Origin of the sequence: Flavobacterium sp. LC2016-13, from assembly GCF_009707955.1 — a bacterium.
In the GTDB taxonomy this organism is placed as follows: Bacteria; Bacteroidota; Bacteroidia; order Flavobacteriales; family Flavobacteriaceae; genus Flavobacterium.
In genome coordinates this window covers 57,542-74,905 of record NZ_WMDQ01000011.1, presented here as the reverse complement: position 1 = coordinate 74,905, position 17,364 = coordinate 57,542, and the positions used below count along the sequence as shown (strand labels likewise).

The following is a 17,364-nucleotide window of genomic DNA, read 5'->3' as shown; positions in this document are numbered from 1 at the left end:
AGAAAGATGAAAGACCTTACGGCCCTTTTAAAGGATATAACATCGCAAAGTATTAACGATAGTGATGCGCTTCAAATCTTGAAGCAAATTAAGAAAGATCAAGCACTCAAAATAAAATATCCGGTTAAGATTAACTATGCTTTTAACGATTCTATTTTAAGAAATCATACACTAGGAGGGGCTCATGTGATGATGGGTGTGACACATCTCTCTCTTATGATTAATTATTTAATTAATAATTCATCGGGAGATGAAATGTCATTGCAGTTTGAGAAGTTTAATCTGATTGAGCCATTTATTTTAAAAGAAGGTGAAACAGGCTCTATTGAGGTTCAAACTGAAAAAGAAACAATAAGTACAATCTGTAGAATCGGTGAGCAAAAGCCACCTTTTATGGCTAGTAGCGGTAAGTTTAATTTTCAGACTGACATTGTCAAAGCTGCTATTGATCCAAATATTTTTTCAATTGTACAGACAAATAAAACAATAAATGGACAAGCACTCTATGAGAAACAACTAAAAGTGGATGTAGTTTATGGAAAAGGTCTACAAAGTGTTACGTCATATATAATTTCAGAGGATAATCATCAGGGAGTCATTAATTTGGATGACGAAATCGTAAGCGAATTGAATGATTACTATTTACACCCTAGTGTGTTAGATAGTGCTTTTTTGATTGCTACTGCAGATCTAGAACCCGGATATGTTCCATTGTTCATTAAGAAAATAGTTGTTTTTAAAGGAGCAAAAAATGCAACAAGATATTATTGTAAGACATCAGTACAAAAGTATAATAATGAAATTCAAATCATGGATTTTGATATTTATAATGATACAGAAATTGTTATAAGTTGTTGGGGTTTTACCTCAAAAAAGGTTTCAGTACGCGAAGATTCGAAGGCAGATTTTACTAAATCCGAGCTGAGTGGGAATGATGTAATGATAAGTAAGGTTTATAAAGATCCAATTATGACTTCAACAATAAATACAGAGATTACAGATCTAACACCATCAAATGTTAATAGACAAAAGAATGATTTTAGTGAAGCAGAATTACTTGATATGATTCAAGAGTTTATTGTAACAAAAATTGGTTTAGCAACTGGTCTTGATCTAGATTTAGATCAAATTTTGGAAAAGAACTTTATGGAGATTGGAGCAGATTCAAAGAATTTAATTGGAATATCTAAGATTCTCGAAGATGAATTAAAGATTGAACTCTATCCGACTTTGTTTTTTGAATATCAAAATGTAAAGGAACTTTCAGAGTATTTTTTAGAAGAATATCGCTCAGGTTTTCAAGAGTACTTTAATTTGATGTCTCGAGTTTCTGATGAAACCCGCGTAGTTCAAAATCAGGAACATTCAATCATAAAAGAGAAGATAATTGAATCATCCATAAAGAATGAAAATATACCCCCTTCCATTTATAAGAGTACGAAAGAAAATGATTTTTTTCAATACAATGGAAGAGATTATAAAACTTCAGACATTGCAATAATTGGAATGTCTGCTAAACTGCCTAAGTCAGATACTCTCGATGAGTTTTGGGATGCTGTAAGCAAAGGAGAATCGCTTACAGGTGAAATACCCGTTTCTCATTTTGATTACAGACCTTGGTATGATGTTAATTGTTCAATGGAAGAGCGTAAAATAAACTGTAAGTGGGGTGGTTTTTTAAATAATATTGACAAGTTTGATGCTGGATTCTTTAATATTTCTCCGCATGAAGCGGAATTAATGGATCCTCAATTGAGAATATTGCTTGAAGAAATGTATGCTACAACTGAAGATGCTGGGATAATAAATAAGTTACGTAAAACAAAAACCGGTGTTTTTGTTGGAATCTGTTCACATGATTATTCAGATAATGCCAAAGCCGTTGGTAAAATCATTCATCCTTATGATGGAACTGGAAACTCTATGACAATGTTTCCAAATCGAGCTTCGTTTTTCTTTAACATATCCGGACCAAGTTACCCAATTGATACCGCTTGTTCATCATCATTAGTTGCTTTGTACTCTGCTTGTCGCGCAATACAGGCAGGAGATTGTGAAATGGCATTTGTAGCAGGAACTAATCTACTGTTATCTCCCGATCATTATGTGTATTTTAGTAAATTAGGAGTTCTTTCTAAAAAGGGATTAACAACTACGTTTGATGATCAAGCAGATGGCTATGTTCCCGGTGAATCGGTATCTGTTATGCTGCTTAAACCTCTAAAAAGAGCCATTGAGGATGGTGACAATATCCATGCAGTGATCAAAGGTGTTGCCACTGGGCATGGGGGATATACAAATACAATAACTGCACCGAGTCCGAATAAGGAAGCGGAGGTTATTAAAAGTGCTTGGGATGATGCAGGAATTGATCCTAAAACAGTGAGTTATATCGAAGCTCATGGTACAGGAACTAAACTTGGTGATCCAATCGAAATGGATGGCTTAAAGATTGCTTTTAAGGAACATACAACAGCAGAGTCTTTTTGTTATGTAGGGTCGGCTAAGGCAAACATAGGTCATACTGAAGGTTCTGCTGGTATCTCGGGAATGTTAAAGGTTGTAATGTCTATGAAAAACAAAACGATTCCTCCTTTAGCAAATTTCACAAAACTCAATTCATTCATTCAACTAGACAAAACGGCACTTAAAATTAATAAGGAAGCCTTACCTTGGAATCCTATTGCAGGAGTTCGAAGAGCAGGAGTGAGTTCTTTTGGTTTTGGTGGTTCATATGCTCATGCTGTTTTAGAAGATTTTGAGTTTCAAAAAATACATGAACCGGTTGCTGATAAGGTAGTAATATTGATTTCGGCACAAAATAAAAACTCTTTGTTAAATAATGTTAATCAGTTGATAGGATACTTTAATGTTAATAATATTGACCAGAGACAATTAACAGCAATAGCCTATACTTTACAGATAGGTAGAGAATCTATGCCACATAGAATAGCTTTTACAGCTGTTTCGGCTGAACAAGTAATAGAGAAGTTGACGACATTTATTGAAAAAGGAAAAGGAGTATATCAAAATGAATTAAGCAAAAATGAAAGCCCAATCATTACCAATACTGATGTCGATGATATAGCATACATTGATCAATTACTTCGAACAGGTAAAAATGATAAACTCCTTAAACTTTGGTTGGCCGGTACTACTGTGGCATGGGAGAAACTATATTCATCTCGACCTAAAATATTGTCGTTGCCAACGTACGGCTTTGATAGGAAAAGACATTGGTATGACCTGCCTCAGGGAATAGAAATGCAAGCTGGTAGTAAATCAGTATTAAATTCGTTGCATCCGTTATTAGACGAGAATGAATCTTCTCTTAAGAAAATTAGTTTTAGTAAGATGTTTTCTAATAGAGAGTTCTACTTACGAGATCATATTATTAATAATGTTTCTATTCTTCCTGGTGTTGCAATTCTAGAAATGTTTAGGGCAGCTGCCGCATTGGCTTCCGAGAGTTCTGTCCATAAATTGACTAATATTATTTGGAAGTCGCCACTCAAAGTTGATACCCCTTTAAAAGTTATTGAGGTAGAAATAAATTCAATTGATGATAGTACTATAAGTTTGAAACTACAATCGAACAATAACAATATAGTTGAAATTCATGCAATAGGAAATGTCGTCCTTGACTATTCTTTTAATCTGAAGGAAAACAAAAGATTTAATGTACAGGAGATATTAGATAGAACAGATTTGGTAAATAAAAAGGAGGAACTTTATTCTAAATTTGCAAATGCAGGTTTGTGCTTAGGTGAAAGTATGCAAGGGGTCTTGGAACTCAGGGGAAATGATAAAGAAGCAATATCCATCATTAAGTTGCCGAAATTAGATGGACTGAAATTTAGTGAATTCAAATTGCATCCTACTTTGTTAGACAGTGCTTTACACTCTGTCATTGGAATAAATCAGCAGAACGATCAGTTTATCGGACTACCATTTTCTATGGAAAGCGTTGAAATCAAAGGAGAGTTGACCAAAAACATGTATTCTTATGTTCAATTGGCGAAAAACAGCCGCCCTTCAGAAGTACATAGATCTTTCAATATATTTTTATTAAATGAGGAGGGTGAATGTGTTGTAGAAATAACAAAGTTTACTGTAGTAAATTTTAGTTTAGATACTCCTAAAGTCACTGAAGAGGTGGTCGAGTCTAATTTGCAGTATTTTGTTCCAACTTGGAAACTCAGTCCTATAACATCGCGTGAATTTACATTGCCAGATAATAAACTTTATTTTTACGGAGATCCTTTATTTTGGCAGGCTAGTAAAGAATTGAATTATGATATCATCGATTCTAATGCCGATAATATTAAAAATTGGAATCAGGATAAAGCTATCTGCCTATTTAATCTATTGCCGACTGAAAGCGAAAAAACAAACGCAATTTCCTATTATTTAAACTGGACATCACGTATTAGAAGGATATTACAAGAAAAGCCAAAGGGGAAAATAAATATCATGTTTACCTCGATTAATGAATCTCAGAGAACTCTTAACAATGAATTATTAGAACTTTTTACAGGCTTTTTCAATTCACTCAAGCTAGAAGAACCTAGAATTCAGTTCAAAGCTGTAACCATTAATGAATCAGATTCAAAAACGTATATAAAGATATTGCTGCAAGAACTCTTTGAAAATGGAGATATGGTATTATACGATAAAAATCAGCGACTAACTCCGTCTTGGAACACTTCGGTTGTTTCTGAACAGATAACTATTGGAATTCAAGCCGGAAAGATCTATCTAGTGACTGGTGGCACGGGTGCAATAGGTAGAACAATTATAAATCATCTGTTAGAGAAGAATGCCAAGGTTATTGTTGTTGGAAGAAAGGATGTGTCTGTGGAAGATTTAGATAGTTTATATTCGAGTGTTAAAGAAGGATTGTTGGATTATCGAAAATGTGACATTTCATCAGATGAAGATGTTCAAAATCTAGGGAAAGGCCTTGAAGGCTTTGAGATTAGTGGAATTATTCATTGTGCAGGCAGTAATTATGATAAGCCATTTAATCAATTATCTGTTGAGGAAGAGTTGATGGTATTGACACCTAAAATTAAGGGATTTGAATTGTTGGACAATGCGTTTAAAAGTCAGCCTCTAGATTTTATAGTTCTATTTTCATCTTTAGCAGCAGTTGTTGGAAATGTAGGACAAACGGTTTATTCTGCAGCAAATGCTTACCTGAATGTAAAGGCAACTAATCGTAATAAATTAGTTGAGCAGGGAAAACGATATGGTCATACCATTTCTATTAATTGGCCTTATTGGAAAGATGGAGGTATGAAGATTTCGCAAACAGGAGAACAATTGTTATTCAATTTGCTTGGTCAGAAAGCTTTGGATAATATAGATGGTATTTCTGCTTTTGACGATCTTTTGAAATCAGTTCATCATCAGGTAGTTGTGGCAACTGGCAATACTGTGAAGTTAGAGGCTATATTAAATCGTACGCATAAATTCGGCGTAGAAGCAAATGAAAAAGTTGAAAAAACTATTGTATATGACAAAAAGCAAGAGGTCGGAGAACTAACTCTTCAGCTAAAAAGAATTATTGCAGACATTCTGAAAATCGAAATAGAAGAAATTGATGACGAGATGGAATTTGCTGATTTAGGTTTGGATTCAGTAGTGGGAATGCAATTGATTGAAATTATGCTCAAAACATTCGGGAATAAATTATCTCCAACAATACTTTTTGATTATCCAACCATTAAGGCAATTGGAGAATATTTAGTTGATAATGATATTCAATTTGAGAATATTTCAATGCCCGCAATAGAAGTTTCAAAGCCAAATAAAGAAAAGGTTAATCCTCAAATAATAAAGGGGTATAATGTTAAAAATGATAAGTTTTTCAAAGAAATGAAAAAAATAATTTTTAATGGCCCAAATGGTGATATTGAAGTATTTATAAAAGGTAAAGGTAATCCTATCCTTTTCTTGTCAGGTTTTGGCATGTCAGCGAAGATTTGGGAAAAGCAATTACAACTTTTTTCAAAGAATAATCAATGTTTGTTTGTTCAGTTACCGCTTTTTGTTTCAACTACTCAAAAGATATCTTTTTTCGGGATAGCGGAACAAATTAAATCGGGTCTTGAGCAGCATGGATATTCTGAAGTAAATGTTATTGGTTGGTCAATGGGGGGAATGATAGCTCAAATTCTTACAGGTAAATATCCAAAGTTGTTTAAGAAGCAGGTATTGGTTAATAGTTCTGCGAATATTAAGGGAGCCAATATCTGGAGCGAAGAAAGTAATTTGTTAAATTTTAGGAAAGACCTTGAAGATTTACACGTGTCAGATGGGAATTTTTTACCTATAAGAGAGTACGCGTTGGAGTTGGTGCAAAATAGTCAAATACTAGACACTAAAGGTAAAATAGCATATGGTAAAGCTTTTCTTGATTTTGATAACTCGAATCAATTAGATGAAATAAAATTACCTACATTAATTACAGGTTCAAAATACGATAGTATGATCCCAATGGAAGAAAACCTAAATCTTTATCAGAATATTGATAATGCTGATTTTTTGAGTTTTACCCATTCAGGTCACTTCCCTTTTATTACCGAAAGTGAACATTTTAACGCAAAAATTTTAGATTTTATTAATAATTAATATTTTAAACAATCAATATCAACATGGAATTATTTTTTAAATATCAATGGCTTCTAATGCCACTGATTGTATTTTTATCATTCTGGATTCGTTATATGTTTATAGCGGGTCTTATGTATAAGTTTTTGTATGTGTGGAAAAAAGGGAAATATCTTAAAAGAAAGAATCAGTTAAATTTTCCAGAAAAGGAGCAAATAAAATATGAATTTAAGTGGTCGATTTCAAGTGCATTAGTAATGGGTTTTGTTGGGACAATTGTGTATTATTTTTACAAAAATGGATATACAAAAATATATGAAAATATTTCCGATTATGGATGGCTCTATTTTGTTTTTAGTATAATCATTATGATGTTTATACATGATATCTATTTTTACTTTGTACATCGATTGTTGCATACTAAATTTATGTGGAACGTTCACAAAATCCATCATTCTTCTCATAATCCTACTCCTTGGTCATCGTTTTGCATGCACCCTGTAGAAATGTTACTTAGCGGAGGTGTGGTTGCTCCAATGATCTTTATCATACCTGCGCATATGAGTGCTTTTGTAGTCTTTACTCTGATAATAATGTTTAATGCTATCTATGGACATTGTGGATTTGAATTCTTTGGTCCAGGGTTCAACAAAAGTATATTTTTAAAATGGATCAACACAGAGACGTTTCATAATATGCACCATTCTGGAAAACATGTTAACTATGGGCTTTATACAAATATATGGGATAGGATTTGTCAAACTGTGCATAAAGATTATGATATAGAATATGAAAAAGTAGTGAGTAGAACATCTGTAGAAGATCCTCATGAAGAGGAGAAAACAACAAAATAAACGAATAGACTAGGAGAAAAAGACTGCAAGAACCAGTGTCTTTAAAAGAGATAATGTATTTTGTGATAATTTCTGATGGATAATTAGGATAGAGATGAGGCTGAAAAAACAATGCATATGTCAATAGAAGTTCATAAAATTAAAGTAGAAATGGGTGACGTAATGATAAATTACTGTTATCTTCTGGTAGATAATGAAACTAGTGAAGCCGCCATAGTAGACCCAGCTTGGCAACTTGAAAAAATCGTTGCCGTAATTGAAAAGGAAAAGGTTAAAATTAAGTATGTTCTCATTACGCATGTTCATTTTGACCACATTGATTTGGCAGTTACTTTTGCAGAAAAATACAAAGTACCTATATATATTCATGAACTGGATTTAAAGAGATTTCCTTTTTCACCCTCAGTAGAATTATTTAGTATTTGCGAATTGACTCCTCTTTGGACAGGGGATGCCAATGTATATCCCATTCAATTAGGCAATGCAGAAGTGATTGCTTTGCATACTCCAGGACACACTGAAGGGAGTATGTGTTTTTATGCAGGATCAGCAATTATAACAGGGGATACCTTATTTATTGAAGGGTGTGGAGTTTGCGATGATATTACAGGTGATCCAGAGGCTATGTTTAGGAGTTTAGAATTTATAACCCGATTTATATCGGGAGATACTATGATATATCCAGGTCACTGTTATGGTATTGAACCAGGTGCCTATTATAAAGACATTGTCAAAAAAAACATATATTTACACATTCAAGATATCGATAAATTTGTTAAAATTAGAATGCGAAAGCATCAAACAAATATTTTTAATTTTAAGTAATGAAAAAGGAAATTATAGTTGTAGGAGGAGGTATTAGTGGAATTAGTTTTGCTCATTATTGCGCAATAAATGGTTACCAAGTGAAACTTTATGAAAAGAGGCAACTAGGAGGTTGCTTCGATAGTATAACTTTGGATAATAATTATTTTTTTGAGTTAGGCGGGCATACATTGACCTATAAATACAAAACATTGTTGGAAATTCTGGAGTATTATGGAAAGTTAGATCAACTTAAAGCTGTGCCTAATTTGAAATTCGAAGGATATAAAAACGGTATGTTTCAGACTCTTTTGAAAAATATTAATTTTGGATCATTGTTATTATCGTTGCCACGTATGTTTTTGGTTTCAAAACGAGACAAGTCGATAAGTAGTTATTACAGTTCTATATTTGGAGGAAAAAATTATAAACAGTTATTTCACTATTTGTTTAGAGCAATATTGTGTCAAAACCCAGATCAGTTTCCGGCAGAATTATTGTTTAAGGAGCGAAAAGCTGATAAAAAATTTCCCAAAAAATTTGTGTTAAAAAATGGTTTACAGCAATTTATGGATATTGTAAAGGAAAATCCAAATATTCAATGTTATGAAGGAACAAAGGTGTCGGCGGTAACTTTTGACCAAGGAATGTATCAAATATGGAATGATAAGGAGTTACTGGGGAGTAGTTTAAATATTTGTTTTTCCTGTCCGTCTGAAATAACATCACAATTGCTGGTTAATACAGTTCCAAAATTAGCTCAAAAACTTCAAAGACTTAAGTTAGCTCAGATAGATACAATGCTGGTAGGCTTCAGTGACCAAACAGCTTTAAGAAAGCGTAAGAAAAGTATTCTTAGTCTTAATGATGTTTTTTATTCTGCGATTTTTCATGAAGTTTCAGGTGAAAAATATTGGGTTTTCCATTTTAAAGGAGAAAAATATACCAAGGAAGAAAAAATACAGGCTATCGCAAATGTTTTTGATGTGGAAGCTCAACAAGTCAAGTTATTGGAAGAGCGAAGATCAGAGCTACCAATCATGACTTTAGAAGATCAGGCAGTATTAACAGGAATAGAAATGGATATTGCTAAAACGGGATTATTTATAGCTTCCAATTATATGGAAGGTCTCGCTATTGAAGATTGTTGTATACGTGCTAAGAAAGAAGCTCATAGGTTACTTACAATTGATAATAACGAGTTGCGATGAAGGTATTTGCAGTTCATATTGGTTTAACGGATGCTACAATTGAGGACTTGGATTGTCTGATACCATTTCTGGAAAAAGAAAGACAAAAAAGAATTTCAAATTTTGTTCGGTTTGAAGATAAATATCGGTCTGCAGTAACTGGTTTACTACAATATTATATGCTGCCTGAACATCTTAAAAACACCTTATACTTTTCTGGATATCAATATAATAAGTATGGGAAGCCTGAAGTTTCAGATGAATTTAACTTTGAGTTTAATCTTTCACATTCGGGAGAGTGGGTTGTTGGTGTATGTTCTGAAAAGAAGGTAGGAATCGATATCGAAAAAATAAATTACAATCGAAAAATTTTACAAAGTGTGTTATCGCTCAAAGAACAACAAACATTGGAATTACTTAGTAAGCAGGAAAGGATAAGTACTTTTTTTAATTTATGGGTACTCAAGGAAGCACATGTAAAGGCAATGGGAAAAGGATTGTATATTCCGCTTAATGAAGTTTCTTTTGAGATAAACTTAAATAACCAGATAATTGGTAAGAATAATGATATTGGTTCTTGGTACTATAAACTTTATGCCATCGATTCTGATTATAAAATGGCAATTTGTGTTGCCGAGGAGGGAGTGTTTCCAGAGAAAGTTTCGGTTTTAACAGTAAAAGATTTAATTATGGAGTTTCACGTAAAGGATAAAGATCAACTACATAACTCTCAATATTGACCAATTTTAAAAATTAAGTTATTGGTAGAGAAGGATGTAAAGTCATGCTGCTTTGTAGTGTTAAACTTTTTTTGATCACAAGATTAGAATTTTAAGTAATGGCTGATAAAAAAAGTTCCTGATTATTCTTTGGGTATCTTTTTATAAACTCACTATTATTGTTTTTTTACAGGTATTAATTTTAAAAACACTATAGTAAATTCTAAAATAAATAGTGTTAAATTTTTTAATACTGAAAATCATTCTCAATTTGTTTAAATGTAGAAAAAGCATTACTATTGTGTAAGCGAACTGTTGATTTTACTCACATTGGTGAAATTAGTACGGTCCAAATTTTGATTATTTTTTTTATAACTGTAGAGATCTATGAAAATCGGTTTATTTTTAGGTTCATTTAATCCTGTTCATATGGGACATTTAATCATCGCTAATACGATGGCATATACAACTGATCTGGAAGAGGTTTGGCTCATCCCGGCACCTCCAAGTCCGTTTAGAAGCAAGAAAACTACGTTACCAAAAAGTGCTCGTATAGAAATGATTAATATATCAATTTCAGATAATCCGAGATTAAAGGTCTTTGATTTTATATCATCTTCACCTACGGTATTTACCATGCTTAAGCCTAGTTATATTGTTGATAATTTAAATAAACTGTCGGATAAATTTCCAGAGCATGAATTCAAATTAATCATCGGTGAAGATGCGTTAGTAAAATTTAAGAAATGGAATGTTTTTAATAAAGTATTGGAAAAATATGAAATATATGTTAGTCCTAAAAATAATACTCCTGATAGCGATTTTAAAAAGCATCCAAAGGTTAAATTTATAGAAGTTCCATTGATACTTGATATTTCAGGTACCTATATCCGAAATGCTATTAAAAATCGTCATCCTATTAATTATCTGGTTCCTTCTGTGGTTCAGGAATATATCTACACAAATGAGTTTTTTATTTAAATAATTAAAAGTTAGTCTTTTGATTTCCCCCCAAAAAGTGGAACTGTATACTTTTGCCTTCAATTAGTAAGCTATACTGTTAGGATAATTTTGTCTTAACTTGAGTTACTAATTATAATACTTAAAAACAAGATTTATGAATAAACAAGAGGTTTGGTTTATAATTAACCCAATTTCAGGAACTAAAAATAATATTAATGCTCTTACAGATTATATAGCAAAATATATTTCATTAGAAAGATATAATTATTCTTTAAAGTTTACAGAATACAAAAACCATGCCTATGATATTGCTAATAAAGCGGTAGAACTTTCTGTGGATATTATTGTAGCAGTAGGCGGTGATGGTACCATTAATGAGATAGCAAAGGCATTAATTGGTCATTCAATTATTTTAGGAATCATTCCTGTAGGTTCGGGTAATGGATTAGCGAAACATCTAGGAATTTCATTGGATGTAAAACTGGCTATTGAAGGTCTGAACAAACAGAGATTAGAAAAATTAGACGTTGGTTATATTAATGATCTTCCCTTTCTAACAGCATCTGGAATTGGTTTCGATGCACATTGCGCCAAGATATTTAATGAGAAAAAACATAACCGGGGAATATGGAATTTTATTAGAATAGTGACTTATGAATATTGCTTTAACTACAAAGATATTGAATGCGATTTTTTGGGTTTAAAAAACAAATTTTTCAGAATTACATTTTGTAATGTATCTAAAGTTGGAAATAATTTATATCTAGCTCCTGACGCACTATCTAATGATGGTTTATTGGATTGTATCGCTGTTAAACCTTATCCGTTTTTGATGTTACGAAGGATTTTGGGAAATATATTTGGTAAAAAAATCAAACAATCATCCCATACTAGCTTATTACGTGCGGCAGAGTTTGATGTACATATTGATTCGGATACTTCTATTCATTGTGACGGAGAAATTTATATTTTAAATAAGCCTATTATTCAGGTACGTATTAAGCCAAGTGCATTGACTGTAATAGCTTAGTAAGTTATTGTATCATTGAGTTTAATCAGGATTTAAAAGGACAGGCAGGAACTGCCTGTCCCCATTAGCTAATTAAGAATCAAGGCATCCGAACCTTTAGTGGCAAAATCCAGACAAAGATTAAAAGCGGACTGTGTGCGAATCTGTCCTGTGCCCCCCATCAAAAGGGAAGTTAATTTAGCCTCTTCATCTTTATGGATGTGCTAACTTAGCATGGAGTTCTAGTTAAGAACTAAATCTTAACTTTAGAGCATGAAAGAGAATCGTAAAACTTATGACCGCAATTTTAAAGAGAAAGCTGTCCAATTAAGTTATGAAAGAGATAATATCTCACAATTAGCGAAGGAACTTGGAATAACAGCACCTTTGCTTTACAAATGGCGTCAGGATTACCAAGAATTTGGAACAGGAAGTTTTCCTGGGAAAGGAAAATTAAAACTTAGCCCTGAACAGGAAAAAATCCATGAGCTTGAAAAAAAATTAAAAGAAACAGAATTAGAACGTGATATTCTAAAAAAGGCTATAAGCATCTTTTCCAAGGGAGGTCGATGATTTATCTTTTCATAAAAGACCATGAAAAAATATATTCGATTGAAAAGATGTGCAAAGTTTTAAAAGTAAGTCCAAGCAGCTACTATAATTGGAAGCGACAGATTCTATCAGAAAGACAGAGGAAGACTGCTCTGATTAAAGAAGAAATTACGTCAATATACTTTAATGCTAAACAGCGATATGGAAGCCCAAGAATTACTCTGGAACTCCAAAGCCAAGGATATCAGATATCCAGAATAACTGTAGCTAAATACATGAAGCAGTTAGGATTGTACAGTAAATTGAGTAAAAAATTCAAAGTAACAACCAATTCAAAACATAATCATTTTGTTGTGCCAAATATCCTGAAAAGAGAATTTACGGCAACAGAACCAGCAAAGGCATGGGTTTCAGATATCACCTATATACAGACAAAGGATGGATTTTTATATCTGACCATCATTTTAGATTTATTTGACAGAAAGATAGTCGGCTGGAGTTTAAGCAATGGATTAAGTACAAAACAAACTACAATGATGGCTTGGAAAATGGCAGTCAAGAATAGAACAATTGCAAATGAATTAATATTCCATTCTGACCGAGGCATCCAATATGCCAATAAAAAATTTGCTGATGTATTGGACTCTTATAAAAGTATCACAAGAAGTATGAGCCGTAAAGGAGACTGCTGGGATAATGCGGTTGCTGAAAGTTTTTTCAAATCTTTAAAAACGGAATTGGTTTATGGAAGTAAATTAATTTCTAGAGAACAGATGGAACTTGAAATTTTTGAATACATCGAAATTTGGTACAATAAAAAAAGAAGACATTCGGCTTTGAACTATAAAACAATTGAAGAATTTAATAAACTAACTAATTATAAAAATGTAGCTTAACTTTTTCTCCAGTTTTTGTTTGCATATCCATTTAAATCTTCAAAGTATTTGGAAAACTCCCTTGATACATAGGAAGGGTTAAGCTCAAGATCATTTGAGATTTGTTTTAGGTCAAATGTAAACTGCGTATCTATCTGGTCCTGAATCATATTTTTTAAATCCTTGACCCACGCAGGTGTTTTTTTGCTTTTGGATTTCTTGTCACTTAAAAATTTGTTGTACACCTCATGTAGCAGACTCTCAAATGGACTGTTCTGCAGGTGGTTCTGCTTATACAAATGAGTTGCCCAGCTGTACAAGGAATCATAAAGAATCATTCCGGTTTCCAGTAGTTTATAGTCATCCGTAATATTATGGGAAAGTCCGGCAGAAATGGCCCAAAGCCCGGCAGATTCTTTTGCAATATCGTGTCTGTCCGTATCTGCGCCACGAACAATTCCTGCTATGATTAAAACAGCAGGATCATCAATTTTATATTTTTTTATGATGTAATCAAAAGTACACTGCTCATTGTAGTGCGTAAATTCAACCTCGGGAATATCAAACGCAGTGGCATCGAGCTCTTTTGCTTTTATCAAAACCTCATTATAAGGCACGTAAATAAATTCAGCTTCTTTGTCGACAAATCTACTGATCAGCCACGGACAGGCGATACGGTCAATTTTAGGTCTTTCTCTTGTTATCCATTTCATTTTGAGTATTCTTTTTTATGTCCAGCGCAATTGTAAACAAACATTATGGAGTACTACCATAATTATCGTCATTGTTTCTTTGATAAACAAAATCTAGTTTTACCTCCTGATCCAAATTTTCTAAAATAGAATCAAATTCGTTGTTCATATTTTTTAATTCATTTTGGATACTATCCAAAAGAGGTGTATATTTTTGATTGATATTATTGGCTGCACTTTCCATTTCTTCTATAAATTATTGCTGTGTAATTTTATATTTCTTTCTTATTTATTTTTTGTTTTTAAGATGGTATTTACCTTTTAGTAATGTAAAAATAGGAAACTATTTTTTATGAATCAATACTTTGTCTATTCGCTGTCCATCCTTATCTATGATTTCCAATTCGTATCCGTCGATGGTTATTTTATCGCCAACATTAGGCAGAGAATTGAATTTGTAAATAATCAGTCCGGCAATAGTTACAAATTTAGTACTGTAATCATCATCAATTTCCATATCAAAATATCTAAGGAATTCGATTACGGGATATTGACCATCAACCAGCCAGCTCGATTCGTCTCTTTGCGTAATTTTATATTCCTGCTGGTCCATTTCAGTTGCATCTCCCACTAAGGCATCCACGACGTCGTCCATCGTTACGATTCCTTCGGTAGATCCATATTCATCAATGATTATGGCGTAATGCATTTTTTCCTTTTTAAACTGTTCCAATAATCTATATGCTGTAGTATTTTCATTTAGAAAAATAGGCTGTTTAAGGTAGTGTGCCAAATCAAAGTCTTCTTCCGGATCGGAGATAAATAAATCCTTTAAAAGAACAAGTCCCTTTATATCATCAAGATTATTATTGACGCAGACCGGATATGCAGAGTGTTTTTCCAGATTGATCTTTCTGCGAATTTCGGACAGATTATCTGTTTCATTAAAAAATACAATATCCTTGCGGTGCGTGATAAGTGAATTTACTTTTCTATCGCCTAGCTCGAATACCCTTTCTACGATATCCTGTTCAATATCCTGAATTTCTCCGCCTTCTGAGCTTTCCTTTATAATAGATCTAATTTCTTCTTCTGTTATTTTACTTTCCATGGAGCTTTTTATACCTAATATTTTTAAAATAATATTGTTGGTGGATGTCAATAACCAAACAAATGGAGAAGTAATAATCGACAAAATTTTCATTGGTTTTGCCAGTGCAATGGCAATAGATTCTGGAAAAGTTAATCCTAATCTTTTAGGCAGCAATTCACCTAGAACAATAGAAACATAAGTAACGGAAATTACAATTATCCCAACAGCAATATTATGTGCAAAAGGTTTTACCGTTTCAAATTGTGAAAAGAATACTTCTACGGAAGTAGTTAAGTTTTCGCCGCTGTAAACTCCCAATAAAATACCAATCAAAGTAATTCCTATTTGAACCGTTGATAAAAATTTAGTTGGATTTTCTGAAAGTTCAATGGCGGTTTTAGCACCTTTGCTTCCTTTTTTACTTGCACTTTCTAATTTGAATTTTCGTGATGAAACCAATGACATTTCAGACATTGAGAAAACGCCATTGAGCAGTATTAATGCGATGATAATTATAATTTCCATTTCTATGTTTTTAAATGTATAACTGTTCTAATTTATATTATTTCCAACCGCCACCTACTGCTTTGTAAATATTAACGATAGATTGAAATTGCTGTTTTTTAACGTCAATTAAATCCAATTCAGCCTCTAGTGCATTTTGTTGCACATTTAAGACTTCTAAATAATTTGCTCTGCCAAATTTAAATAGATCTGTTGCAATATCTATAGATTGATTGAGTGTATTACTTTCATCAGATTTTAATTCAAAACTACCTTTTAAATTATTCATTCTCATCATTTCGTTATTGACTTCAATGTAACCGTTTAAAATTGTTTTTTGATAATTGTACATCGCATCTATTTGCGAAGCGTTGGCTTTATTGAAACTGGCACGTATCGCTGAACGATTAATTAACGGTGCAGTTAATCCGCCAAGAATATTGTAGGCAACTGATTGTGGATTGAATAACAAATCGGGTTTTAACGCTTGATAACCAACACTTCCTGTAATGCTCAAGGTGGGGTAAAACGCTGCTTTTGCAGATTTAACATCGGCTTTTGAAGCCAGCATGTCAAATTCAGCCATTTTTATATCAGGGCGATTTTGTAACAATGCTGACGGAATTCCGAAATTGATTTCTTTAGGCAGATTTGCATCTATAAAAGAGGTTTCTCTATCTATCGGTTTTGGATAACTGCCAATAAGAAAATTGATTTTGTTTTCGGTTTCTGTAATTTGTTGTAGTAACTCAAATTTCATTGCTTTTATATTGAGTAATTGTGCTCTGAATTGTTTTACTGCTAATTCATTGCTAACTGCTGTTTCTTTCATTATCACAACCATTTCAAGTGCGTTTTCCTGGATTGCAATGTTTTTATCAATTATTTTGATGGATTGGTCAAGTGATAATAACTCATAATAATTCGTTGCAATTTCGGCTATAAGGTTTGTGGTAACAACATTTCGCATAGCTTCACTTGACAAAACTCTGGCTAAAGCTGCTTTTTTCTGGTTTTTAAGTTTTCCAAAGACATCCAGTTCCCAGGAAGTTTGTAATCCAATGAAATAGTCGGTCAAGTTTTTCGGAATATCAGTTCCGTTGTAAATTTCGGTACCATTATTTCCTGCGCCGTCCATGGTGTATTGCCCAAATCTTGATACACCTGCAGTAGCAGCAGCTGAAAGATTTGGCAGCATTGCTCCTTTACTAAACAAAACATCAGACTGGGCTGCTTTTATTTTTTGCAAAGACATTAAAACATCGTAATTATTTACTAAAGCAGTATCAATAAGTTTTATTAGATACGGGTCTGTATAAAATGTTTTCCAACTTTTTGTAGCAACAGTATTAGTGTCTATACTTGAAATCGCAAAACTTTCAGGAAGTGGCTTTGATTTAATTTCAGTGGTATTTTGTGGCGTCTTGCAACTGATTGCCAGAAGGCAAGCAGTTACAAATGAGAACACCACTATATTTTTATAATTTTTCATAA

Annotated in this window: 11 protein-coding genes and 1 pseudogene; 8 read left to right on the top strand and 4 right to left on the bottom strand. The window is 32.8% G+C overall.

The features are described 5' to 3' along the window. The first annotated feature begins 6 nt into the window (after positions 1-6). The 8 genes and pseudogenes from GKZ86_RS20040 (at position 7) to GKZ86_RS20005 (ending at position 13,602) form a co-directional block, all read left to right on the top strand. Complete coding sequence (locus GKZ86_RS20040) at positions 7-6,636, top strand: alpha/beta fold hydrolase (RefSeq protein ID WP_154784832.1); 6,630 nt, start codon at positions 7-9, stop codon at positions 6,634-6,636. A gap of 23 nt (positions 6,637-6,659) precedes the next feature. Next, complete coding sequence (locus GKZ86_RS20035) at positions 6,660-7,469, top strand: sterol desaturase family protein (protein ID WP_154784831.1); 810 nt, start codon at positions 6,660-6,662, stop codon at positions 7,467-7,469. A 117-nt stretch (positions 7,470-7,586) separates the two neighbouring features. Further along, complete coding sequence (locus tag GKZ86_RS20030; protein ID WP_165769839.1) at positions 7,587-8,294, top strand: MBL fold metallo-hydrolase; 708 nt, start codon at positions 7,587-7,589, stop codon at positions 8,292-8,294. Continuing rightward, positions 8,294-9,484, top strand: coding sequence for an NAD(P)/FAD-dependent oxidoreductase (locus GKZ86_RS20025; protein ID WP_154784830.1), 1,191 nt, complete (start codon positions 8,294-8,296; stop codon positions 9,482-9,484). Before GKZ86_RS20030 ends, GKZ86_RS20025 begins: the two co-directional genes overlap by 1 nt. Continuing rightward, complete coding sequence (locus GKZ86_RS20020) at positions 9,481-10,203, top strand: 4'-phosphopantetheinyl transferase superfamily protein (protein ID WP_154784829.1); 723 nt, start codon at positions 9,481-9,483, stop codon at positions 10,201-10,203. The genes GKZ86_RS20025 and GKZ86_RS20020 overlap by 4 nt, the downstream gene beginning before the upstream one ends. A gap of 366 nt (positions 10,204-10,569) precedes the next feature. Beyond that, a complete protein-coding gene (gene nadD, locus GKZ86_RS20015) occupies positions 10,570-11,163 on the top strand; it encodes a nicotinate (nicotinamide) nucleotide adenylyltransferase (RefSeq protein WP_154784828.1) in 594 nt (197 codons plus the stop codon). Between the two features lie 136 nt (positions 11,164-11,299). Continuing rightward, positions 11,300-12,175 carry a diacylglycerol kinase family protein gene (locus tag GKZ86_RS20010; RefSeq protein WP_154784827.1) on the top strand — a complete coding sequence of 292 codons (876 nt, stop codon included), beginning with the start codon at positions 11,300-11,302 and terminating at the stop codon, positions 12,173-12,175. A gap of 252 nt (positions 12,176-12,427) precedes the next feature. Continuing rightward, positions 12,428-13,602: pseudogene (locus GKZ86_RS20005) on the top strand (IS3 family transposase). Here GKZ86_RS20005 and GKZ86_RS20000 read toward each other — a convergent pair. The 4 genes from GKZ86_RS20000 to GKZ86_RS19985 form a co-directional block, all read right to left on the bottom strand. Next, positions 13,599-14,294: a chromate resistance protein ChrB domain-containing protein gene (locus tag GKZ86_RS20000; protein WP_154784826.1), complete on the bottom strand. Its 696-nt coding sequence runs from the start codon at positions 14,292-14,294 to the stop codon at positions 13,599-13,601. The pseudogene GKZ86_RS20005 and the gene GKZ86_RS20000 overlap by 4 nt on opposite strands. A 43-nt stretch (positions 14,295-14,337) precedes the next feature. After that, a complete protein-coding gene (locus tag GKZ86_RS19995; RefSeq protein ID WP_154784825.1) occupies positions 14,338-14,517 on the bottom strand; it encodes a hypothetical protein in 180 nt (59 codons plus the stop codon). Between the two features lie 99 nt (positions 14,518-14,616). Further along, positions 14,617-15,891 carry a hemolysin family protein gene (locus tag GKZ86_RS19990; RefSeq protein WP_154784824.1) on the bottom strand — a complete coding sequence of 425 codons (1,275 nt, stop codon included), beginning with the start codon at positions 15,889-15,891 and terminating at the stop codon, positions 14,617-14,619. A 37-nt stretch (positions 15,892-15,928) separates the two neighbouring features. Next, the gene (locus GKZ86_RS19985) at positions 15,929-17,362 is read right to left on the bottom strand and encodes a TolC family protein (RefSeq protein WP_154784823.1); all 1,434 of its coding nucleotides are present in this window, start codon (positions 17,360-17,362) and stop codon (positions 15,929-15,931) included. Positions 17,363-17,364 lie beyond the last annotated feature (2 nt).

What these genes read in the sequence shown, in the direction of transcription:
- GKZ86_RS20040 (WP_154784832.1), top strand. Translation starts at nt 7, where the DNA reads ATGAAAGACCTTACGGCCCTTTTAAAGGATATAACATCGCAAAGTATT.
- GKZ86_RS20025 (WP_154784830.1), top strand. Translation starts at nt 8,294, where the DNA reads ATGAAAAAGGAAATTATAGTTGTAGGAGGAGGTATTAGTGGAATTAGT.
- GKZ86_RS20000 (WP_154784826.1), bottom strand. Translation starts at nt 14,294, where the DNA reads ATGAAATGGATAACAAGAGAAAGACCTAAAATTGACCGTATCGCCTGT.
- nadD (WP_154784828.1), top strand. Translation starts at nt 10,570, where the DNA reads ATGAAAATCGGTTTATTTTTAGGTTCATTTAATCCTGTTCATATGGGA.
- GKZ86_RS20010 (WP_154784827.1), top strand. Translation starts at nt 11,300, where the DNA reads ATGAATAAACAAGAGGTTTGGTTTATAATTAACCCAATTTCAGGAACT.
- GKZ86_RS20035 (WP_154784831.1), top strand. Translation starts at nt 6,660, where the DNA reads ATGGAATTATTTTTTAAATATCAATGGCTTCTAATGCCACTGATTGTA.
- GKZ86_RS19995 (WP_154784825.1), bottom strand. Translation starts at nt 14,517, where the DNA reads ATGGAAAGTGCAGCCAATAATATCAATCAAAAATATACACCTCTTTTG.
- GKZ86_RS20020 (WP_154784829.1), top strand. Translation starts at nt 9,481, where the DNA reads ATGAAGGTATTTGCAGTTCATATTGGTTTAACGGATGCTACAATTGAG.
- GKZ86_RS19990 (WP_154784824.1), bottom strand. Translation starts at nt 15,891, where the DNA reads ATGGAAATTATAATTATCATCGCATTAATACTGCTCAATGGCGTTTTC.
- GKZ86_RS19985 (WP_154784823.1), bottom strand. Translation starts at nt 17,362, where the DNA reads ATGAAAAATTATAAAAATATAGTGGTGTTCTCATTTGTAACTGCTTGC.
- GKZ86_RS20030 (WP_165769839.1), top strand. Translation starts at nt 7,587, where the DNA reads ATGTCAATAGAAGTTCATAAAATTAAAGTAGAAATGGGTGACGTAATG.